Source organism: Bradyrhizobium manausense, from assembly GCF_001440035.1.
Classification (GTDB): Bacteria; Pseudomonadota; Alphaproteobacteria; order Rhizobiales; family Xanthobacteraceae; genus Bradyrhizobium; species Bradyrhizobium manausense.
This window is the reverse complement of record NZ_LJYG01000054.1, coordinates 1-17419: the sequence shown is the minus strand read 5'-3', so window position 1 is coordinate 17419 and position 17419 is coordinate 1. Positions and strand designations below refer to the sequence as shown.

The window sequence follows — 17419 nt, the reverse complement described above, 5'->3', positions numbered from 1 at the left end:
GGGCTTTTCGAAGCCGTCCGATCTTCCTAAGAACGGCCAAACCGCCGCCGAAAGCTCCTGAAGCCATGAAGAACGAACCCAAGATCACCCCCGAACTGGTTGCCGCCCACGGGCTCAAGCCCGACGAGTATGAGCGCATCCTGAAGCTGATCGGGCGGGAGCCGACCTTCACCGAGCTCGGCATCTTCTCGGCGATGTGGAACGAGCACTGCTCGTACAAATCCTCGCGCATCCATCTGCGCGGCCTGCCGACCAAGGCGCCGTGGGTGATCCAGGGCCCCGGCGAGAATGCCGGCGTGATCGACATCGGCGACGGCCAGGCCGTGGTCTTCAAGATGGAGAGCCACAACCACCCGAGCTATATCGAGCCCTATCAAGGCGCGACCACCGGCGTCGGCGGCATCCTGCGCGACGTCTTCACCATGGGCGCGCGCCCGATCGCCTGCCTCAACGCGCTGAGCTTCGGTGCGCCCGAGCACGCCAGGACCCGGCATCTCGTCTCCGGCGTGGTCGCCGGTGTCGGCGGCTACGGCAATTCCTTCGGCGTGCCGACCGTCGGCGGCCAGGTCCGCTTCCACACCCGCTATGACGGCAACATCCTCGTCAACGCCATGGCCGTGGGCCTCGCCGACGCCGACAAGATCTTCTATGCGGCGGCCTCCGGCGTGAACATGCCGATCGTCTATCTCGGCTCCAAGACCGGCCGCGACGGCATCCACGGCGCCTCGATGGCCTCGGCCGAGTTCGACGACAAGTCCGAGGAGAAGCGCCCGACCGTGCAGGTCGGCGATCCCTTCGCCGAGAAGCTGCTGCTGGAAGCCTGCCTCGAGATCATGGAGAAGGGCTGCGTCATCGCAATCCAGGACATGGGCGCCGCGGGCCTGACCTGCTCGGCAGTGGAAATGGGCGCCAAGGGCGACCTCGGCGTCGATCTCGATCTCGACGTGGTGCCGACCCGCGAGACCGGCATGAGCGCCTACGAGATGATGCTCTCGGAAAGCCAGGAGCGCATGCTCATGGTGCTCAAGCCCGAGAAGGAAAAGGAAGCCGAGGCCATCTTCAGGAAGTGGGGCCTCGACTTCGCCGTGGTCGGCTACACCACGCCGAGCAAGCGCTTCGTGGTCAAGCATGGCGGCGACGTCATGGCCGATCTGCCGATCAAGGAACTCGGCGACGAGGCGCCGGTCTATGACCGGCCGCATGTGCCGTCCGCGGCGCTGCCGGTCGTGCATGCGCGCGAGGTGCCGGCGCCGATGGCGCTTGGTGCCGCCCTGGAGAAGCTGATCGGCACACCGGACATGTGCAGCAAGCGCTGGGTCTGGGAGCAGTATGACCACGTCATTCTCGGCAACACCATGCAGCGTCCCGGCGGCGATGCCGCCGTCGTGCGCGTGCAGGACGGGCCGAAGGGGCTGGCGCTGACCGTCGACGTCACGCCGCGCTATTGCGAGGCCGACCCGTTCGAAGGCGGCAAGCAGGCGGTGGCGGAAGCCTGGCGCAACATCACCGCGGTCGGCGGCAAGCCGCTCGCGATCACCGACAATCTCAACTTCGGCAATCCTGAGCGGCCCGAGATCATGGGGCAGTTCGTCGGCTGCCTGAAGGGCATCTCGGAAGCCTGCCGCACGCTCGACTTCCCGGTCGTCTCGGGCAACGTCTCGCTCTACAACGAGACCAATGGCCGCGCGATCCTGCCGACGCCCTCGATCGGCGGCGTCGGCCTGCTCGACGATTTCACCAAATCGGCCTCGCTGGCGTTCAAGGCCGAGGGCGAGGCGATCCTGCTGGTTGGCGAAACCCATGGTTGGCTCGGCCAATCCGTTTATTTGCGCGACATCTGCGGTCGCGAGGAGGGCGCGCCGCCGCCGGTCGACCTTGCTGCCGAGAAGCGCAACGGCGACTGCGTGCGCGGCATGATCCATGCGGGCACCGCGACCGCGGTGCACGACCTCTCCGACGGTGGGCTCCTGATTGCGCTGGCCGAAATGGCGATGGCGGGCGGCATCGGCGCAAAGCTGCTGGCAGCGCCGACCTCGCTGGTTTCGCAGGCCTATTGGTTCGGCGAGGACCAGGCGCGCTATCTCGTCACCGTGCCGGAAACCGAAGCCGGCCGCGTGCTCGCCAAGATGCGCGGCTGCGAGGTGCCTTGCGTGCGTATCGGCACCACCGGCGGCGATGCGATCGCGATCTCGGGAGAGACGCCTGTCACGATCGATGCGCTGCGCGCCTCGTTCGAGCGCTGGCTGCCGGAGTATATGGGCGGGAAGGCGGCCTGAGACCGCCATCCTAGCCTCGGACCCGTAGCCCGGATGGAGCGCAGCGTAATCCGGGACCATCGTCGTTTGTGGCAAGACCCGGATTGCGCTGCGCTCCATCCGGGCTACAAGGTCACAGCACCTTCGATGCCCCGGGGATTTGGCGCAAGGCGCGCGTCAGCGCCCAACTGAACGCGACTGTCAGCACGAATCCCACCATCGCCTTGACGATCGCTGGCAGGTCATAGTCGAACAGCCAGTATTGCAGCCAAAGCGCGATCGGGTAGTGCACCAAAAACATGCCAAAGGCGTCCCGCTGCATCGGATCGAGCAGTCTGGCCGAACCGGATTGCTTGAACCGCTGGAAGAAGGCCAGGATCAGAAACATGATGGCCACGCTGAAGACGGTGACGTTGGCCGCGTAAAGTCCTTCATACCAGTTCGGCAGCGGTGACGGATTGCCGAGGATCTCTCGCTTGATGAAGATCAGCGTCCACAGCAGGCAATACGGAACGATGGCCAGCACCAGCCATTCCCAGCTCACTTTCGCCATCCGGCCCTCAGCCGAGAGCAGCCCGCGATCCATATTGGCAGCGCCGATGCCGGCGCCGAAAAAGAAATAGGTCGCATAGAGCATCACGCGCCCGTGCTGGACCGAAAACGGCCCGAACTCGAACCAGCTGCTGGGTCCGAAATACATCAGCCCGGGGACGTAGAACGCGGCGCTCACGACCAGCATGACCGCGAAGAATTCCGCGGGTCGCCGCCGTCCGCGCACCGACAGGCGGTTGATCGGGTCGAGCAGGTTGGGCCGCAGACTGTACAGCAGGCATGCGATCAGATCGAAGGCGAACAAGACCCAGAGAAACCAGATCGGCCCTGATGGCCACGGGCCCTTCGTGATCGTCGTCCACCAGAACTGTGAAAAGCCGATCTCGGGATCATTCCGCAGAGAGATGGCGTAGTAGGCGATCGGAATGACCGTGAACGCGCAGATCACGAACGGGATGCCGAGCCGGCGAATACGGTCGGCCAGATAACTCGCCGGCCCCTTGCGAGCGATTCCCGACCAGGCGAACAGGCCCGACAGGAAGAAGAACATCGCCATGAAGAAGCTGTCGGTCGCCAGCACGATCATGTCGAAGCCGAAGAAGAACTTCGGGTCGGTATGACCGAAATAGGTGTAGGGGATAACGGCATGGTGCAGCAGCACCACCAGCGTCAGAAAGGTGCGAGCGCGATCGAGCGATAAATTCCGCGTCTTGGCCTTCGGCTCGGCATACGTTTCCGCGCCGATCGTCGCAGAAGTTGACATGGTCATCATGGCAGCCCCAGTCGCGTTTCCGTCCCGGCCGGACCTAGCGCCGGGACCCCGATTCAGCAAGCGCAGTTTGCGCCGCGACATTCTTCCATCGTGCCTTAGGAACCAGTTCCGCGCAACGCAGTTAGCGTTCCCGAAACGGTGAGCGGCCGCCGATTGCGGTCACCAATCTTGCGGAGCTGGCGATGACGATCCTGAAATGGGCCCTGATATTCCTGCTGATCTCGATCGTAGCCGGTGTGCTCGGCTTCACCGGCATCTCTGCCGCCTCCGCCGACATCGCCCGCTTCCTGTTCTACGTCTTCGTCGTGATCTTCCTGGTGCTGCTGATACTCGGGCTTACGGTGTTCAGGGCGTAGCTACAGGAGTCATTCCGGGGCGATGCGAAGCATCGAACCCGGAATCTCTAGATTCCGGGCTCGCGTCTATGACGCGCCCCGGAATGACGCCACCAAACCGCTACCCCACTTCCTCGATCTTCACCTTGTCCGGATAGAAAGCGAGATGGCCCGTAATCTCCGCCATCGCGGGGAAGGGCGTCTCGTAGGTCCAGATGGCGTTGTCGAGCGTCTTGCCGTCGGCCTTGATGCTGTAATAGCTGGCGTCCCCCTTGTAAGGGCAGTGGGTGGTGCGCTCGGAGCGCTCCAGCAGCGCCATGTTGGCGTCTTCGCGCGGCAGATATTGCACTGCCGGATATCTGGCCTCCTTCAGCGTCAGTGCCTTGGTGCTCTCGGCGATCACGATGTCGCCCGCCGTCACGCGGACGCGGCGGGGATTTTGGGTGATGGTGATGGGGTGGTCGGGGCCTGGAAGCTTCATGATTTCACGCCTTTTCGATCAATCTGCCGCGCGCGGCACTTTGTCGTGCCTTTATCCTGATGGGATCAGGGATATAGTGCCGGAAAGCGTGACGTAGAAGGCCGTTCACGCTAAGTTTGGTCCTGCCGGCAAGTTCGGCTTTGCGGATCCGGACCCCGGCAAAAATGTTTCGACGCGAAGGCTGCAAGCCGTCACGCTGTAAGCCGACATAAGGAGCAAGACCCGAATGCCCATGGACGCCCACGATATCGAGGCGATGATCAAGGCAGCGATCCCCGATGCCGAGGTGACCATCCGTGACCTCGCCGGTGATGGCGACCACTATGCCGCGACCGTGATCTCGGAATCCTTCCGCGGCAAGTCCCGCGTCCAGCAGCACCAGATCGTCTATCGGTCCCTGCAGGGCCAGATGGGCGGCGTGCTGCATGCGCTGGCGCTGCAAACCGGCGTACCAAGTGCTTGAATAGACTGCACCTGACCTGATCGCGCGACGGGGACGCTGATGGCTGCGGACAATCCGCGCGGCGCGATGTTTCGCGTCATCGTGCCGAACCAGCCGAGCCGTGTCACCAATGCCGAGCTGTTCTTCGACCTGGTTTTTGTCTTCGCCGTCACGCAGGTTTCGCACACGCTGCTGAACCACTTCACGCCGCTTGGCGCGGTCGAGGTCACGCTGCTGTTCCTGGCGGCGTGGTGGGTGTGGGTCTACACGGCCTGGGTCACCAACTGGCTCAACCCCGACCTGACGCCGGTCCGCATCGTGATCTTCCTGATGATGCTGGGCGGCCTCGTGCTGTCGACCACGATCCCGACCGCCTTCGATGGCCGCGGCCTGTGGTTTGCCATCGCCTATGCGGCCATGCAGGTTGGACGTACCGCGTTCTGGCTGTTTGCGACTCCTCGCCATCGTACCGCCGTGCGGCACAATGCGATCCGCATTCTGGTCTGGCTCTGCGGCTCTGCGGTGTTCTGGATCCTGGGCGGTCTTGCCCATGGCGAGGAGAGGCTGTGGTTCTGGATCGTGGCGCTCGGAATCGAATACGTCTCGCCCGCGGTCCGCTTCTGGGTCCCCAAGCTCGGCTTCTCGTCGGTCGAGGCCTGGGCCGTCGAGGGCGGCCACATGGCCGAGCGCTGTGCCGGCTTCATCATCATCGCACTCGGCGAGGCCGTCGTCGTCAATGGCGCGACCTTCGCCGAGCTGACTTGGAGCGCGGACAACATCCTGGCTTTCGTCACGTGCCTGGTCGGGAGCATCGCGATGTGGTGGATCTATTTCCACAAGGGCGCCGAAGCCGGCTCCGAGGTGATCTCGAAAGCGGCCGAATCCGGCCGGGTGGCGCGGCTTGCCTACACCTATCTGCACATGCCGATCGTCGCCGGCATCATCCTCACCGCGGTCTCGGACGAGCTGGTGCTGAAGCACCCCACCGGGCATCCCGATGTCCGCACCATCGTCAGCACGATCGGCGGTCCCCTGGTGTTTCTGGTCGGCACCATTCTGTTCAAGCACTCGATCCGCGGCTTCCTCCAGCTCTCCCACGGCGTCGGCATCATCCTGCTGCTGGCGCTGTGGTGGTTCGCGGCGGACCTGTCGCCGCTCTGGCTGTCGGTCGCGACCAGCGTGATCATGATCGTGGTCGCGGTGTGGGAATCGGTGTCGCTCGGGGCGAAGGTGGAAGAGGCCGAGGAGCGTTGAGGCGCCGCAGCTTTACTCCGCGACCTCCAGGGCGTGCACCGAGAACATCTTCGCCGCATCGGTCCAGCTCTCGCGCACGCGCCAGCCGGCGCCTCGCGCCAGCGCGGCGAACCGCTCCAGGCTGTATTTGTAGCTGTTCTCGGTGTGAATGCTCTCGCCGGGCCGGAACGAGAAGCTGGTGCCGAGCAGGCGCACGGTCTGGCTCTTCTTGCTGATCAGATGCATCTCGATGCGGTGCCGGTCGTGATTGTAGATCGCGCCATGGGTGAACGCCGAGAGGTCGAAATTGCCGCCGAGCTCGCGATTGATTCGCACCAGCACGTTGAGATTGAACCGCGCGGTGATGCCGGCCGCATCATTATAGGCGGCGTGAAGCAGGCGCTCCTCTTTCTCCAGGTCGGCGCCGATGATCATCTGCGCGCCCTGGCCAAGAATCTGGCGGGCGCTCCTCAGGAACGCCTGGGCTTCATGCGGCTCGAAATTGCCGATGGTCGAGCCCGGGAAGAAGCCGACCTTCGGCATTGATGCGACCGCCTTCGGCAGCTCGAACGGCGTGGTGAAGTCGGCGGCCACCGGATAGATGCCGAGCGAGGGAAAGTCGCGCTTCAGGCCATTGGCCTGCGCCTGCAGGAAATCGCCGGAGATGTCGACCGGAACATAGGCGGCGAATTTGGCCTGGTTCAGCAGCAGGCGGACTTTTGTGGTGGAGCCTGCGCCGAACTCGACCAGGGCGGCATTCTCGGGGATGATCTTCGCGATCTCGCTGCCGCGCTCCTTCAGGATCGATAGCTCGGTGCGCGTCGGATAATATTCCGGCAGACGCGTGATCGCCTCGAACAGCTCCGATCCGGTCGCGTCATAGAAATATTTCGGCGACAGTTTCTTCGGCTGCTGCGAGAGCTGCTCGATCGCCTCGCGGGCGAAGGCGGTCGTCTGCTCGTCGGGGAGATGGGCTTCGGCCAAAGCGCTGGCGTGCACATTCATGATACTCTCCTGAACGCGCTGTCCGGCGCGTATTCGTCGTCGGATGAGAACTAGTCGTAGTCGGCGAGCCGCAACCCCGTGAATTGCCAGCGGTGGTGCGGATAGAAGAAGTTGCGGTATGTGACGCGGCTGTGACCGTCAGGTGTCGCCAGCGAGGAGCCGCGCAGGACCAGCTGGTTGACCATGAACTTGCCGTTGTACTCACCGAGCGCGCCTTCGACGGCGCGGTAGCCGGGGTAGGGCGAATACGAGGACCGCGTCCATTGCCAGACGATGCCGAAGGCATCGTTGAGCTGACCCGCGCGCGCCGCGACCTCCCATTCCATCTCGGTCGGCAGATGTTTTCCGGCCCAGCGCGCAAACGCATCGGCCTCGTAATAGCTGACGTGGCAGACCGGCGCGTCGGGATCGACCGGCTTGAGGCCGGCGAGCGTCATCACCTGCCATCCGCCATCGGCCTCGCGCCAATGGCCCGGAGCCTGCCAGTCTTCCTTGCTGGCCGCGGCGAAGCCGTCCATCAGCCACAGCGTCGCACGCCGGTAGCCGCCGTCGCGCATGAAGGCGAGCCATTCGCGGTTGGTGACGAGATTGCGGGCGATCTTGACCGGGCCGACCAGCGCGCGATGCGCCGGCTTCTCGTTGTCGAAATGAAAGCTGTCGTCGACATGGCCGACGGTGTGGATGCCTTCGGTGAGCGTCAGCCAGTCCTCGCCAGCGCGCGTCCCGGCCGGAAACCGCCAGTCCTTGTCGTAAGCCGGATAGACCGGGTTCTGCGCGAAGGCGTGCAGGATGTCGGTGTACATCAACTCCTGATGTTGCTGCTCATGGTTCAGCCCGACTTCGACCAGGGGCGCGATCTTGCGGAGCTTGTCCTCGCCGGCCTTGCGGAAGAATTGGACGATCGCGGCATCGACATAGCTGCGATAGGCACCGACCTCGGTGGCGCTGGGCCGCGTGATGTCGCCGCGATGATTGCGGGCGTGGCGCGGGCCGGCGCTGACGTAATAGGAATTGAACAGGAAGGCGAAGTCGGGATGGAAGGGGCGGTACCCGGGCGCGTGCTCGCCGAGCAGAAACTGCTCCCAGAACCAGGTGGTATGGGCCCGATGCCATTTCGCCGGGCTCGCGTCCGGCATGGATTGGATCTGCTGGTCCTCGGGTGAGAGCGGAGCGGCGCGCCACTCAGTCTCGGCACGAACGGCCAGAAACGCGCTCTCCAGCGCCTGCGCGAGGCCATCAGGGGTGGCCGGGGGTGACGAAAGCGGCTGATCGGCCGTAGCGGAGGCTTGTTTCGTCACGTTTTTCTCCAGACAGGACAAGAGAACGTTGTTGGCGAACCCAGGTTCCAAAACCAAGGTTCGTCCTAGATAGGGGCTCCGTTACGGTATGAAAGTCCTCCCCGGCGATAATATTCGTGTCATCATGCAATGGCGCCGGGGCCGCCCTGGCCTGATGTCCAGGGACTGCTCTTTGCCATTTTACTTTGGATGCACAACGGTTTGGGCTACATATATAGGCAGGTATCGGGTTAACTCGGCTGAGCCGCCCCGGATTGATAAATGAGGGCTCTGCCCCAGAAGGACACGGATATGAGCATCGCGGAATTCATCGACAACGAAGTGAAGTCGAACGACGTGGTTCTGTTCATGAAGGGGACGCCGCAATTTCCGCAGTGCGGTTTCTCCGGCCAGGTCGTGCAGATCCTCGACCACATCGGCGTCGGTTATAAGGGCCTCAACGTGCTCGAATCCGCCGAGCTGCGTAACGGCATCAAGGAATATTCGAACTGGCCGACGATCCCGCAGCTCTATGTGAAGGGCGAGTTCATCGGCGGCTGCGATATCGTGCGCGAGATGTTCCAGGCCGGCGAATTGCAGCAGCTCTTCTCCGAGAAGGGCGTCGTCGTCGCGGCCTGATCCGTGACAGTGCTGACGCGTCGGATCGGCGGCGTCCAGCTCGAAATCATCGTCGCCGACATTACGACCCTCGGCGTTGACGCCATCGTCAACGCCGCCAACTCGTCTCTTCTTGGTGGGGGCGGCGTCGATGGTGCGATTCACCGCGCGGCCGGCCCGGAGCTGGTGGCCGAATGCCGCATGCTCCACGGTTGCAAGACGGGCGATGCGAAGATCACCAAAGGCTACCGGCTCAAGGCCGCGCACGTGATTCACACCGTGGGACCGGTCTGGAACGGCGGTACGCTGGGCGAGGACGATCTGCTCGCCTCCTGCTATCGCCGCTCAATGGAACTGTGCGGCCAGCACGAGCTGTCGTCGGCGGCCTTCCCCGCGATTTCGACCGGCATTTACCGCTTTCCTGCCGACCGGGCCGCGAAGATTGCGATCGGAACAACCATTGAAGCCCTGCCGGCCGCCCCCTCAGTCGGCCACGTCATATTTTGCTGCTTCTCGGAGGCAAGCGCCGCCCTGCATGCGGACGTCCTGGCCCGGCACGGCAGCCCTTGTGCCTGACGACGCGGTCGGTACACTCCGCCAGCCATGTTCCGGGGAGGGGATATGATTTCACGTTTTGTACGATTTTCATTGGCCTGCGGTGCGCTTGTCTCGTTTGGGACGATGTCGGCGCGCGCGGAGGGCACCTACGAGATTCCGGCCGGCGCACATTTCAATCAGGACAAGCTCGCCAAGGTCAGCGAGTTCTTCAAGAACGAGGTCGCGACCGGCAAGATCGCCGGCGCGACCGTGCTGATCCAGCAGCACGGCAAGCCCGTCTATCACGAAGCCTTCGGCGTGCAGGACGTGGTCAGCAAGGCGCCGATCACCGACAAGACCATCTTCCGCCTGTCGTCGCTGACCAAGGTGATCACCTCCGTTGTGGCGATGCAATTGATCCAGGACGGAAAGATCAAGCTCGACGATCCCGTCTCGAAATACATTCCCTCCTTTGCAAATGTGAAGGTCGGTGAGGAGAAGAAGGCCGAAGACGGCACCAAGACGCTCGACCTGGTGCCACTGGTCCGGCCCATTACCATTCTCGACCTGATGCGCCATACCTCCGGGATCACCTACGGCTTCTACGGCGACAGTCTGGTTCGCAAGGCCTATCGCGACGCCAACATCTACGCGGGCGAATTCGATCTCGCCGAGTTTGCCGAGCGGATCGCCAAGCTGCCGCTGCACAATCAACCCGGCGCGCTCTGGCAGTACGGCCATTCCACCGACATTCTGGCGCGGATCATGGAGATCGTGTCCGGAAAGACATTGTTCGAACTCGAGAAGGAAAAGCTGCTCGATCCGCTCGGCATGACCGATACAGGCTTCTTCGTCACCGAACCGGAGAGGCTGAAACGGCTCGCCCAGCCGCTGCCGAACGACAGCAATTTCCGGGTCGGCCGCGAGTACAGGACTGAGGTTCGCCAGAAATGGGAATCCGCCAGCGGCGGCATGGTCTCGACCATGGCGGACTTTTCGCGCTTTGCGCAGATGCTGGTCGATGGAGGAACGTTCGAGGGCAAGACCTATCTCAGCCCGAAGACGTTCGAGCTGATGGCATCGGACCATGCCGGCAAGGACTCCGGCGTTGAGCGGGACTACTTCTATTTCCCCGGTGACGGTTTTGGCATGGGACTTGGGTTTGCCGTGCGCACCGATCCCGGTAATGCCAAGCCGCCGCCGCCCGGCGATCTCGGCGAGTTGAAGTGGGACGGCGCCAGCGGTTGCTATCTGGTGGTCGATCGCAAGCAGGACATGTTCTTTGTGCTGCTGGAGCAGACCCCGACCGAGCGCCAGCGCATCCAACGGACATTGAAGCTTTTGGTCTATGAGGCCATGGAGAATTGACATGCGCGCGCGCCGCGCGCTCCTCGCGGCGCTCGCTCTCTGAAGACCACTAATCTATCGGGCGATGGGGTGGCGATCGTTTCGCCGCTGCCGTAGCCCGGATAGAGCGCAGCGCAATCCGGGAACTCTCGCCGCTGCAACACTGTCCCGGATTTCGCTGCGCTCCATCCGGGCTACGGGGCTACGGGGCCAACCAGGCCTCACGCCGCGCGCACGATCTCGCGCACGTAGCCGATGGCTTCCTCGATCATCGCCGCATCGACGTCGAGATGGGTGCAGGCGCGGATGCGGCCGTCCATCATCGCGAGCGTCACGCCGCGCTGCCTGAGGGCCGCGACCATCTTGTCGCCGGGGATGCCGGCGCCGTCGGGCTTGAAGAACACGAGGTTGGTCTCGGGCTCCTGCACCTCGATGCCGGCGATCTGCGACAGGCCGCGCGCGAGCGCACGCGCATTGGCGTGGTCGTCGGCGAGGCGCTCGACGTGATGGTCGAGCGCGTAGATACAGGCGGCCGCGCAGATTCCGGCCTGCCGCATCGAGCCGCCAAGGCGCTGCTTCCACTGCCAGACCGCGTCGATGAATTCGCGGGTGCCGGCGAGCACGCCGCCGATCGGTGCGCCGAGGCCCTTGGAGAAATCGATCCAGGCCGAATCCCAGCCCGCGGTCATGTCGCGCGGCGAGATGCTGCTTGCCACTGTCGCGTTCAGCAGGCGCGCGCCGTCCATATGCGTCACAAGGCCGTGCTGTTTGGCGATCGCGACGATCTCGTCGAGCGCGGCCTTCTTCCAGATCGTGCCGCCGCCGATATTGGCGGTCTGCTCGACGCTGACGACCCGCTGCGTCGGCTGGTAGCGCGTGCGCGGATGCAGGGCCTTGCGGAGCGTCTCCGGCGTGAACTGGCCGTCGGGGCCCTTGAGCTGCGTGACCTGGAAGCCGCCGATCGCGGCATGCGCGCCGCCTTCGCGGGCGATGATGTGCGCGGTCTCATGCGCCAGGATCTCGTCGCCGGGGCGGCAATGCACCAGCGTCGCGGTGACGTTGCACATCGTCCCTGACGGCAGGTAGACCGCCGCTTCCTTACCCATCAGCGCGGCGACGCGCTCGCACAGCGCATTCACGGTCGGATCGTCGCCGACCTGCTCGTCGCCGACTTCGGCCCGCGCCATCGCCTCGCGCATCGCAGCCGTCGGCCTGGTTTGCGTATCCGAGAGCAGATTGATGCGCACCGGGGGCGCCTTGGGATCGACGGGGGGAGGGGTGTAGAGCATGCGACGGCTCCTCAAGCGATGCGGCCACTGAAATGTGGCTCTTAAGCAAAAAGGCCCCGGCGAACCGGGGCCTTTCGACATTCAAATCTTAGCGCGAATAGAATTCGACGACCAGATGGGGCTCCATCTGCACCGGGAACGGCACGTCGGAGAGGGCGGGGATGCGCACGTACTTTGCGGTCATCTTGCCGTGGTCGACTTCGAGATAGTCGGGGGTGTCGCGCTCGGGGAGCTGGCTGGCTTCGAGAACGTGGGCGAGCTGCTTGGAGGCTTCCTTGACCTCGACGACGTCGCCGACCTTGACTTGGTAGCTCGAGATGTTGACCTTGCGGCCGTTCACCTTGATGTGGCCGTGGTTGATGAACTGGCGCGCGGCGAAGATCGTCGAGACGAACTTGGCGCGATACACGACCGCGTCGAGACGACGCTCCAGCAGGCCGATCAGGTTCTCGCCGGTGTCGCCCTTGAGGCGGCTGGCCTCGACATAGATGCCGTGGAACTGGCGCTCAGAGATGTTGGCGTAGTAGCCCTTCAGCTTCTGCTTGGCGCGCAGCTGCACGCCGAAGTCCGAGAGCTTGCCCTTGCGGCGCTGGCCGTGCTGGCCGGGGCCGTACTCGCGGCGGTTCACGGGGCTCTTCGGGCGGCCCCAGATGTTCTGGCCCATACGGCGATCGATCTTGTACTTCGCCTCACTGCGCTTAGTCATCGCGTCCTCTTCGGTTGCATGGTTTGAGGAAACGCGCCCTCCTGTGTGCCCGGATGATCCCGGCACCGACAGGTCCGATCCCCAAAGCTTAAGGGACCAGACCACGGGTCGCGAAACGCTTCGCGGGCCGAAACCGGCCCGCGAGCAGGCGGCTTTTAGGGGAGTTTGGGCCGTTCTGTCAATTCTCTACGCCGTCATTCCGGGACGATGCGCAGGCATCGAACCCGGAATCTCGAGATTCCGGGTTCGGTGCTACGCACCGCCCCGGAATGACGGGCCTTAAGTCCCAACCGCCCGGATGGGCTTGGCGCCCGCCGCGCGCAATTCCGCAGCAATTTCAGTGTTCAGGACCTGTTCCAGCCGGGTCAGGACCCGGGCGATGGGGGCAGCGTCCGTCACCCGGTGGTCCCAGCGGATTACGACATGGATGGTCTGGTCCGGCTCGACAAGGCCGTAGCTGACGATGAACGGGCCGGGTGTGATGGGATGAAGCTCGCCGCCGCCATAGGCGGCCACCGAGCTGACCGCGAAGCTGCCGAACCAATTGCCGCGCTGCCGGCCGAAATTCAGGCCCACCGCCCAGAACAGGCGCCGCAGCGGCAGCGGTAGCCTGGTGACCCGCATGACCTTGCGGAACATGGGGATATCAGCGACCGGGGCCGTCTTGGCGCGCCGGATCTCGGTATCGATCGCGACCAGCGTCATCGCCTCTGGCGCCGCGATCCGCTGCGGCATGACGCATTCCTCGCCATTCTCGAGCCGGGCGATCGCCACCGACGCCACGCTATTGGGGAGCTCATAGAGCGTCGGCCAGGGCCATTTGGCGTAGACGGTGCGCAGCACCGGCTCATCCCTTGCCACCAGGGCGAACGCCTTGACGAACACGGCCGCCCAGCCGGCCGGCGTCCTCGCGCCCGCGCGGGCCTCCTGCAGGGGGCGGATGTTGAGCGCGCGGGAGAGCGACACGAACGGCACGCCCCTCGAGGCGTGCATCAGGTCGATGATCAGGCGACGCGGCAGGGAAATGTTCTTGGGTTGACCGCGCATCGTTCCTTCGGTTCCCGCGGACTCACATGGGACGGGCGGCGGGGGGGGGCCCGCGCGCCGCCTGCTCTAGCACGCCGCGACGGCTGAAGGCGAGAACGAGCATTTCTTGAGCATTGTTCCGTCTGGCTCGGGCTACCCCGGGCTCCGGCAAGCGGCAGGCGGTTCAGCGCCTGATCCCGTCGAACGCCGCCATGATGCCGCGCTGGAACAGCGACCAGTCGAAGCCGAGTGCGATGGCGCGGTAGCCGCGGTCAATGAGCCGGTTGGCCTGGTCGGCGGTGCGCGCCACGCCGCCGATCGGCACGCCGCTGTTGAGGATGCCGGCCTCGGCCCGCGCGATCAGCGCCAGCAATTCCGGATCGTCCATCTGACCACGCTTGTTGATGGACGTGGCAAGATCGCCGGGGCCGATCACCGCGACATCGATGCCTGGTGTCGCCATGATCTCGTCGATGCGGTTGACGGCATCGACATGCTCGATCGTGATCATGCAGATCATCTCGTCATCGGCTGAGGCCATGTAGTCAGGCATTGACTGGCCCCAGCGGAACGGCGCGTGGAACGGCCCCCAGAGCCGGTCGCCGCGCGGCGGATAGCGCACGCTGCGCACCGCTTTCTCGGCCTCGTCGCGATTGGTGATCATCGGGAAATTGATACCGAAGGCGCCGATATCCATCGGTGCTTTGGCCAGCCACGGCTCGTTCGCGGCGATCCGCACCAGCGGCGTGCACGGCGTGCCCGTTGTCGCGGCGATCATGGCATGCGCTTCGGTGAGGCCGATCGGGCCGTGCTCGAGATCCACGATGATCCAGTCGAGCGAGCGCGCCATGATCTGCACCATCTGCACGCTTGGGATCGTTGCGATCGCGCCGAAGGCGGGGCGGCCTTCGCTCCACATCTGGCGAACGCGATTGAGCGGCTTTGCGGGGACCGACATGTGAATACCTGCGCGTGGGTAACGATGCGCGAAGCCTAGCAGCACGCCGCCGGGGCGCAAAGTCAGGCGACCGCGCGCCCGCCGAAGAACGGTGTCAGCGTGGCGGAAAGGCCATGCGCGCGGTTCGAGGTGAAAATCATCTCAGCGCCCGTCTGCGCGATGCCGCAGCCGTACGGGCCGAGAAGGTCGGAAACGCGGCGGGCGATCGCAGGCGCCGGATCAATCCATTGGACCGGCCAGGGCGCCAGCCGCTCCATCCGGTCCAGCAGCAGCGGATAATGAGTGCAGGCCAGCACGATCGTGTCGGTGCGCGCAGTCGTATCCTCGGGGTTTCCGACGAAGCAAGGTTTCAGCTCAGCGAAAATGTCGCTGTCGTCGACTGTGGTGCCGCTGAGCGCAGCCTCGGCGAGCGTGGCGAGTTCGGGCGAACCGACCAGCGTCACCTCGCAGCCTTGGCTGTGATCCCGGATCAGCGCTTGGGTGTACTCGCGTTTGACGGTCGCTTTCGTACCGAGCACGGAGACGCGGCGGGTCTTCGACTGCGCGCAGGCCGGCTTGATCGCCGGCACCGTGCCGACGAACGGCACGCGATAAGCGGCGCGCAAATGGCTCATGACTGAAACGGACATGGTGTTGCATGCGATCACCACCAGGTCGGGCTTGTGCGTGGCAATCAGCTCCCCCATCAGCGGCACGACGCGGGCGATGATCTCGTCCTCGCTGTGATGGCCATAGGGGAAAAAGGCGTCGTCGGCGACGTAGGTATAATGCGCATCCGGGCGCGCCGCCACGACCTCACGCAGCACGGTGAGGCCGCCAAGACCGGAATCGAATACCAGGATCGTCGGGGAATTGGTCACGTCGCTACCTTAAGACCCCATGGTTACCATTCGGTTTTTGGGGCGGTTTTGCGGCGGGGGCGGCCGGCGCCGAGTTTGGAACGATTCAATTTCACCTCTGCCGCCTGGACCCGCTATCCGCCGTGCTGCGCTGCGATTGGGATATCCGTAAGTTTTCGGGAGCCGACATGATCAGAAACACTGGGAATGTTGCCCGGTGGTTTCACTGGGGCCTGGCGCTGGCCATCATCGGCATGATCGGCTTCGGCTGGTGGATGAATCACATCCCGGCGCGCGCCGACAAGTTCTTCTACCGCTCGATCCACGCCGATATCGGCTACGTGATCCTGCTGCTCACGGTGTTGCGATTGGCCTGGCGCGTCGTCAACGCGACGCGGCGCTGCCGGCCGAGTCCTTGCGCTGGCAGAAGATCGCAGCCGCGTCAGCCACGGCGGCGGCAGTCCGGATTGCTTCGCTGCTGTTTAGCCCGGAGACATGACTGACAGGTGTTCGGGGACATGGTTGACACGTCAAAATCGGCTCGATTCGTCAAACAAGGGGGCGAACGATGCCGTGGCGAGAGGTGTCAGTCATGGATCAAAGGCGGGAGTTTGTGGTGCTTGCCAAGCAGGAGGGAGCGAACCTGCGGCAGCTGTGCCGGCAGTTCGGCATCAGCGCTCCGACGGGCTACAAGTGGATCCAGCGGTACGATGCAGGCGATACGACATTGGCGGACCGATCGCGACGACCTCATCACAGTCCGGAGCGTACAGCTGCTGCGATCGAGCAACAGATCGTCGAACTGCGCGATGCTCACCCGGCCTGGGGAGCGCGCAAACTCGCGCATCGTCTCAAGCGCAACCGGCAGGCCGTTCCGGCGATATCGACCGTGCACGAGATTTTGCGACGTTATGATCGGGTGAAGGAGCCTGCGGGCACGCCTGGACAGCCGTATACGCGCTTCGAGAAGGATAAGCCCAATCAACTTTGGCAAATGGACTTCAAGGGACACAGTGCCTTGGAGAACGGCGTGTCCTGCCATCCACTGACGACGCTGGACGATCACTCGCGCTTTGCCTTGTGCCTGGCAGCCTGTGACAACGAACGAGGCTCGACGGTACGAGGCCATCTCGAGACGACGTTCCGCCGCTACGGACTGCCGGATGCGATGTTCGTCGACAATGGCGGCCCCTGGGGCTTCACCCTCGAAGACCCCTGGACCACGCTGACGGTGTGGCTTCTCAAGCTCGGCATCCGCACGATCCACAGCCGGCCCTATCATCCCCAGAGCCGAGGCAAGAACGAACGGTTCCACCGCAGCCTGAAGGCCGAGGTCTTCGCCTTCAAGCGCTACCGCGACCTTGCCGATGTCCAGCGGGCGTTCGACCAATGGCGCAACGTCTACAATCTCGATCGGCCGCACGAGGCATTGGGCTTCGATGTGCCCGCGAGCCGTTATCGACCGAGCCAGCGCCCTATGCCGAACCGCCTTCCAACGGTGGAGTACGACGACGGCGAGATCGTCCGTTCCGTCTCCACCACCAAGGCCTATGTCAGCTTCAAGGGACGGCTCTGGAAAGTCCCGCAAGCCTTCCGTGGTGAGAGGCTCGCCATTCGCCAGCTCAGTGCCGACGGAAAATTCGGAATATTCTTTGCCGCTCATCAGATCGAAACGATCGATCTGCGTAACCCCAAAAGTGTCAACCATGTCTCCGAACAGGTGTAAGCTATGTCTCCGGGCTAAACA

The 17419-nt window shown here is 64.0% G+C and carries 17 protein-coding genes and 1 pseudogene; 9 read left to right on the top strand and 9 right to left on the bottom strand.

All coding sequences use genetic code 11. From position 1 onward, the window contains the following. The first annotated feature begins 65 nt into the window (after nucleotides 1-65). The gene (gene purL / locus AOQ71_RS14295) at nucleotides 66-2276 is read left to right on the top strand and encodes a phosphoribosylformylglycinamidine synthase subunit PurL (protein ID WP_057747326.1); all 2211 of its coding nucleotides are present in this window, start codon (nucleotides 66-68) and stop codon (nucleotides 2274-2276) included. A 112-nt stretch (nucleotides 2277-2388) separates the two neighbouring features. Here the strand turns inward: purL and AOQ71_RS14290 are convergent, their stop codons facing one another. Beyond that, nucleotides 2389-3579 carry an acyltransferase family protein gene (locus tag AOQ71_RS14290; RefSeq protein ID WP_057747325.1) on the bottom strand — a complete coding sequence of 397 codons (1191 nt, stop codon included), beginning with the start codon at nucleotides 3577-3579 and terminating at the stop codon, nucleotides 2389-2391. 182 nt (nucleotides 3580-3761) lie between these two features. Here AOQ71_RS14290 and AOQ71_RS43170 point away from each other — a divergent pair, with 182 nt between their 5' ends. Next, entirely contained in the window at nucleotides 3762-3935 is a 174-nt protein-coding gene (locus tag AOQ71_RS43170) for a DUF1328 domain-containing protein (protein ID WP_083514194.1), read from the top strand. A gap of 100 nt (nucleotides 3936-4035) precedes the next feature. Here AOQ71_RS43170 and AOQ71_RS14285 read toward each other — a convergent pair whose 3' ends face one another. After that, nucleotides 4036-4395, bottom strand: coding sequence for a DUF427 domain-containing protein (locus AOQ71_RS14285; RefSeq protein WP_057747324.1), 360 nt, complete (start codon nucleotides 4393-4395; stop codon nucleotides 4036-4038). Nucleotides 4396-4621: 226 nt separating this feature from the next. On the opposite strand from AOQ71_RS14285, the gene AOQ71_RS14280 reads away from it, so the two are divergent. Together AOQ71_RS14280 and AOQ71_RS14275 are read left to right on the top strand one after the other, a co-directional pair. Further along, nucleotides 4622-4858, top strand: coding sequence for a BolA/IbaG family iron-sulfur metabolism protein (locus tag AOQ71_RS14280; RefSeq protein ID WP_057747323.1), 237 nt, complete (start codon nucleotides 4622-4624; stop codon nucleotides 4856-4858). A gap of 39 nt (nucleotides 4859-4897) precedes the next feature. Further along, nucleotides 4898-6091, top strand: coding sequence for a low temperature requirement protein A (locus AOQ71_RS14275; RefSeq protein ID WP_057747322.1), 1194 nt, complete (start codon nucleotides 4898-4900; stop codon nucleotides 6089-6091). Nucleotides 6092-6103: 12 nt separating this feature from the next. On the opposite strand, the gene egtD is transcribed toward AOQ71_RS14275, so the two are convergent. Beyond that, a complete protein-coding gene (egtD, locus tag AOQ71_RS14270) occupies nucleotides 6104-7075 on the bottom strand; it encodes an L-histidine N(alpha)-methyltransferase (protein WP_057747321.1) in 972 nt (323 codons plus the stop codon). Nucleotides 7076-7125: 50 nt separating this feature from the next. Further along, nucleotides 7126-8424: an ergothioneine biosynthesis protein EgtB gene (gene egtB / locus AOQ71_RS14265; protein ID WP_057747320.1), complete on the bottom strand. Its 1299-nt coding sequence runs from the start codon at nucleotides 8422-8424 to the stop codon at nucleotides 7126-7128. A 240-nt stretch (nucleotides 8425-8664) separates the two neighbouring features. On the opposite strand from egtB, the gene grxD reads away from it, so the two are divergent. The 3 genes from grxD to AOQ71_RS14250 are packed head-to-tail and all read left to right on the top strand — an operon-like array spanning nucleotide 8665 to nucleotide 10875. After that, entirely contained in the window at nucleotides 8665-8991 is a 327-nt protein-coding gene (grxD, locus tag AOQ71_RS14260; RefSeq protein WP_018647423.1) for a Grx4 family monothiol glutaredoxin, read from the top strand. A gap of 3 nt (nucleotides 8992-8994) precedes the next feature. Continuing rightward, complete coding sequence (locus tag AOQ71_RS14255; RefSeq protein ID WP_057747319.1) at nucleotides 8995-9546, top strand: O-acetyl-ADP-ribose deacetylase; 552 nt, start codon at nucleotides 8995-8997, stop codon at nucleotides 9544-9546. Between the two features lie 45 nt (nucleotides 9547-9591). Beyond that, nucleotides 9592-10875 carry a serine hydrolase domain-containing protein gene (locus AOQ71_RS14250; protein ID WP_057747318.1) on the top strand — a complete coding sequence of 428 codons (1284 nt, stop codon included), beginning with the start codon at nucleotides 9592-9594 and terminating at the stop codon, nucleotides 10873-10875. Nucleotides 10876-11075: 200 nt separating this feature from the next. On the opposite strand, the gene AOQ71_RS14245 is transcribed toward AOQ71_RS14250, so the two are convergent. The 5 genes from AOQ71_RS14245 to murI all read right to left on the bottom strand — a co-directional run bounded on the left by AOQ71_RS14245 (nucleotide 11076) and on the right by murI (nucleotide 15693). After that, nucleotides 11076-12143, bottom strand: coding sequence for a threonine aldolase family protein (locus AOQ71_RS14245; protein WP_057747317.1), 1068 nt, complete (start codon nucleotides 12141-12143; stop codon nucleotides 11076-11078). A gap of 88 nt (nucleotides 12144-12231) precedes the next feature. Further along, complete coding sequence (gene rpsD, locus AOQ71_RS14240) at nucleotides 12232-12849, bottom strand: 30S ribosomal protein S4 (RefSeq protein ID WP_057747316.1); 618 nt, start codon at nucleotides 12847-12849, stop codon at nucleotides 12232-12234. Nucleotides 12850-13128: 279 nt separating this feature from the next. Continuing rightward, nucleotides 13129-13896 (bottom strand): hypothetical protein, encoded by a 768-nt coding sequence (locus tag AOQ71_RS14235; RefSeq protein ID WP_057747315.1) that lies wholly within the window; start codon nucleotides 13894-13896, stop codon nucleotides 13129-13131. Between the two features lie 163 nt (nucleotides 13897-14059). Beyond that, nucleotides 14060-14833, bottom strand: coding sequence for an HpcH/HpaI aldolase family protein (locus AOQ71_RS14230; protein ID WP_057747314.1), 774 nt, complete (start codon nucleotides 14831-14833; stop codon nucleotides 14060-14062). Nucleotides 14834-14895: 62 nt separating this feature from the next. Continuing rightward, nucleotides 14896-15693, bottom strand: a complete 798-nt coding sequence (gene murI / locus AOQ71_RS14225) for a glutamate racemase (protein WP_057747313.1) — start codon at nucleotides 15691-15693, stop codon at nucleotides 14896-14898. Between the two features lie 167 nt (nucleotides 15694-15860). On the opposite strand from murI, the pseudogene AOQ71_RS14220 reads away from it, so the two are divergent. Further along, nucleotides 15861-16111, top strand: a pseudogene (locus AOQ71_RS14220) (cytochrome b); the annotation flags it as partial. A 129-nt stretch (nucleotides 16112-16240) separates the two neighbouring features. After that, nucleotides 16241-17398 (top strand): IS481 family transposase, encoded by a 1158-nt coding sequence (locus AOQ71_RS14215; protein WP_083513846.1) that lies wholly within the window; start codon nucleotides 16241-16243, stop codon nucleotides 17396-17398. Nucleotides 17399-17419 lie beyond the last annotated feature (21 nt).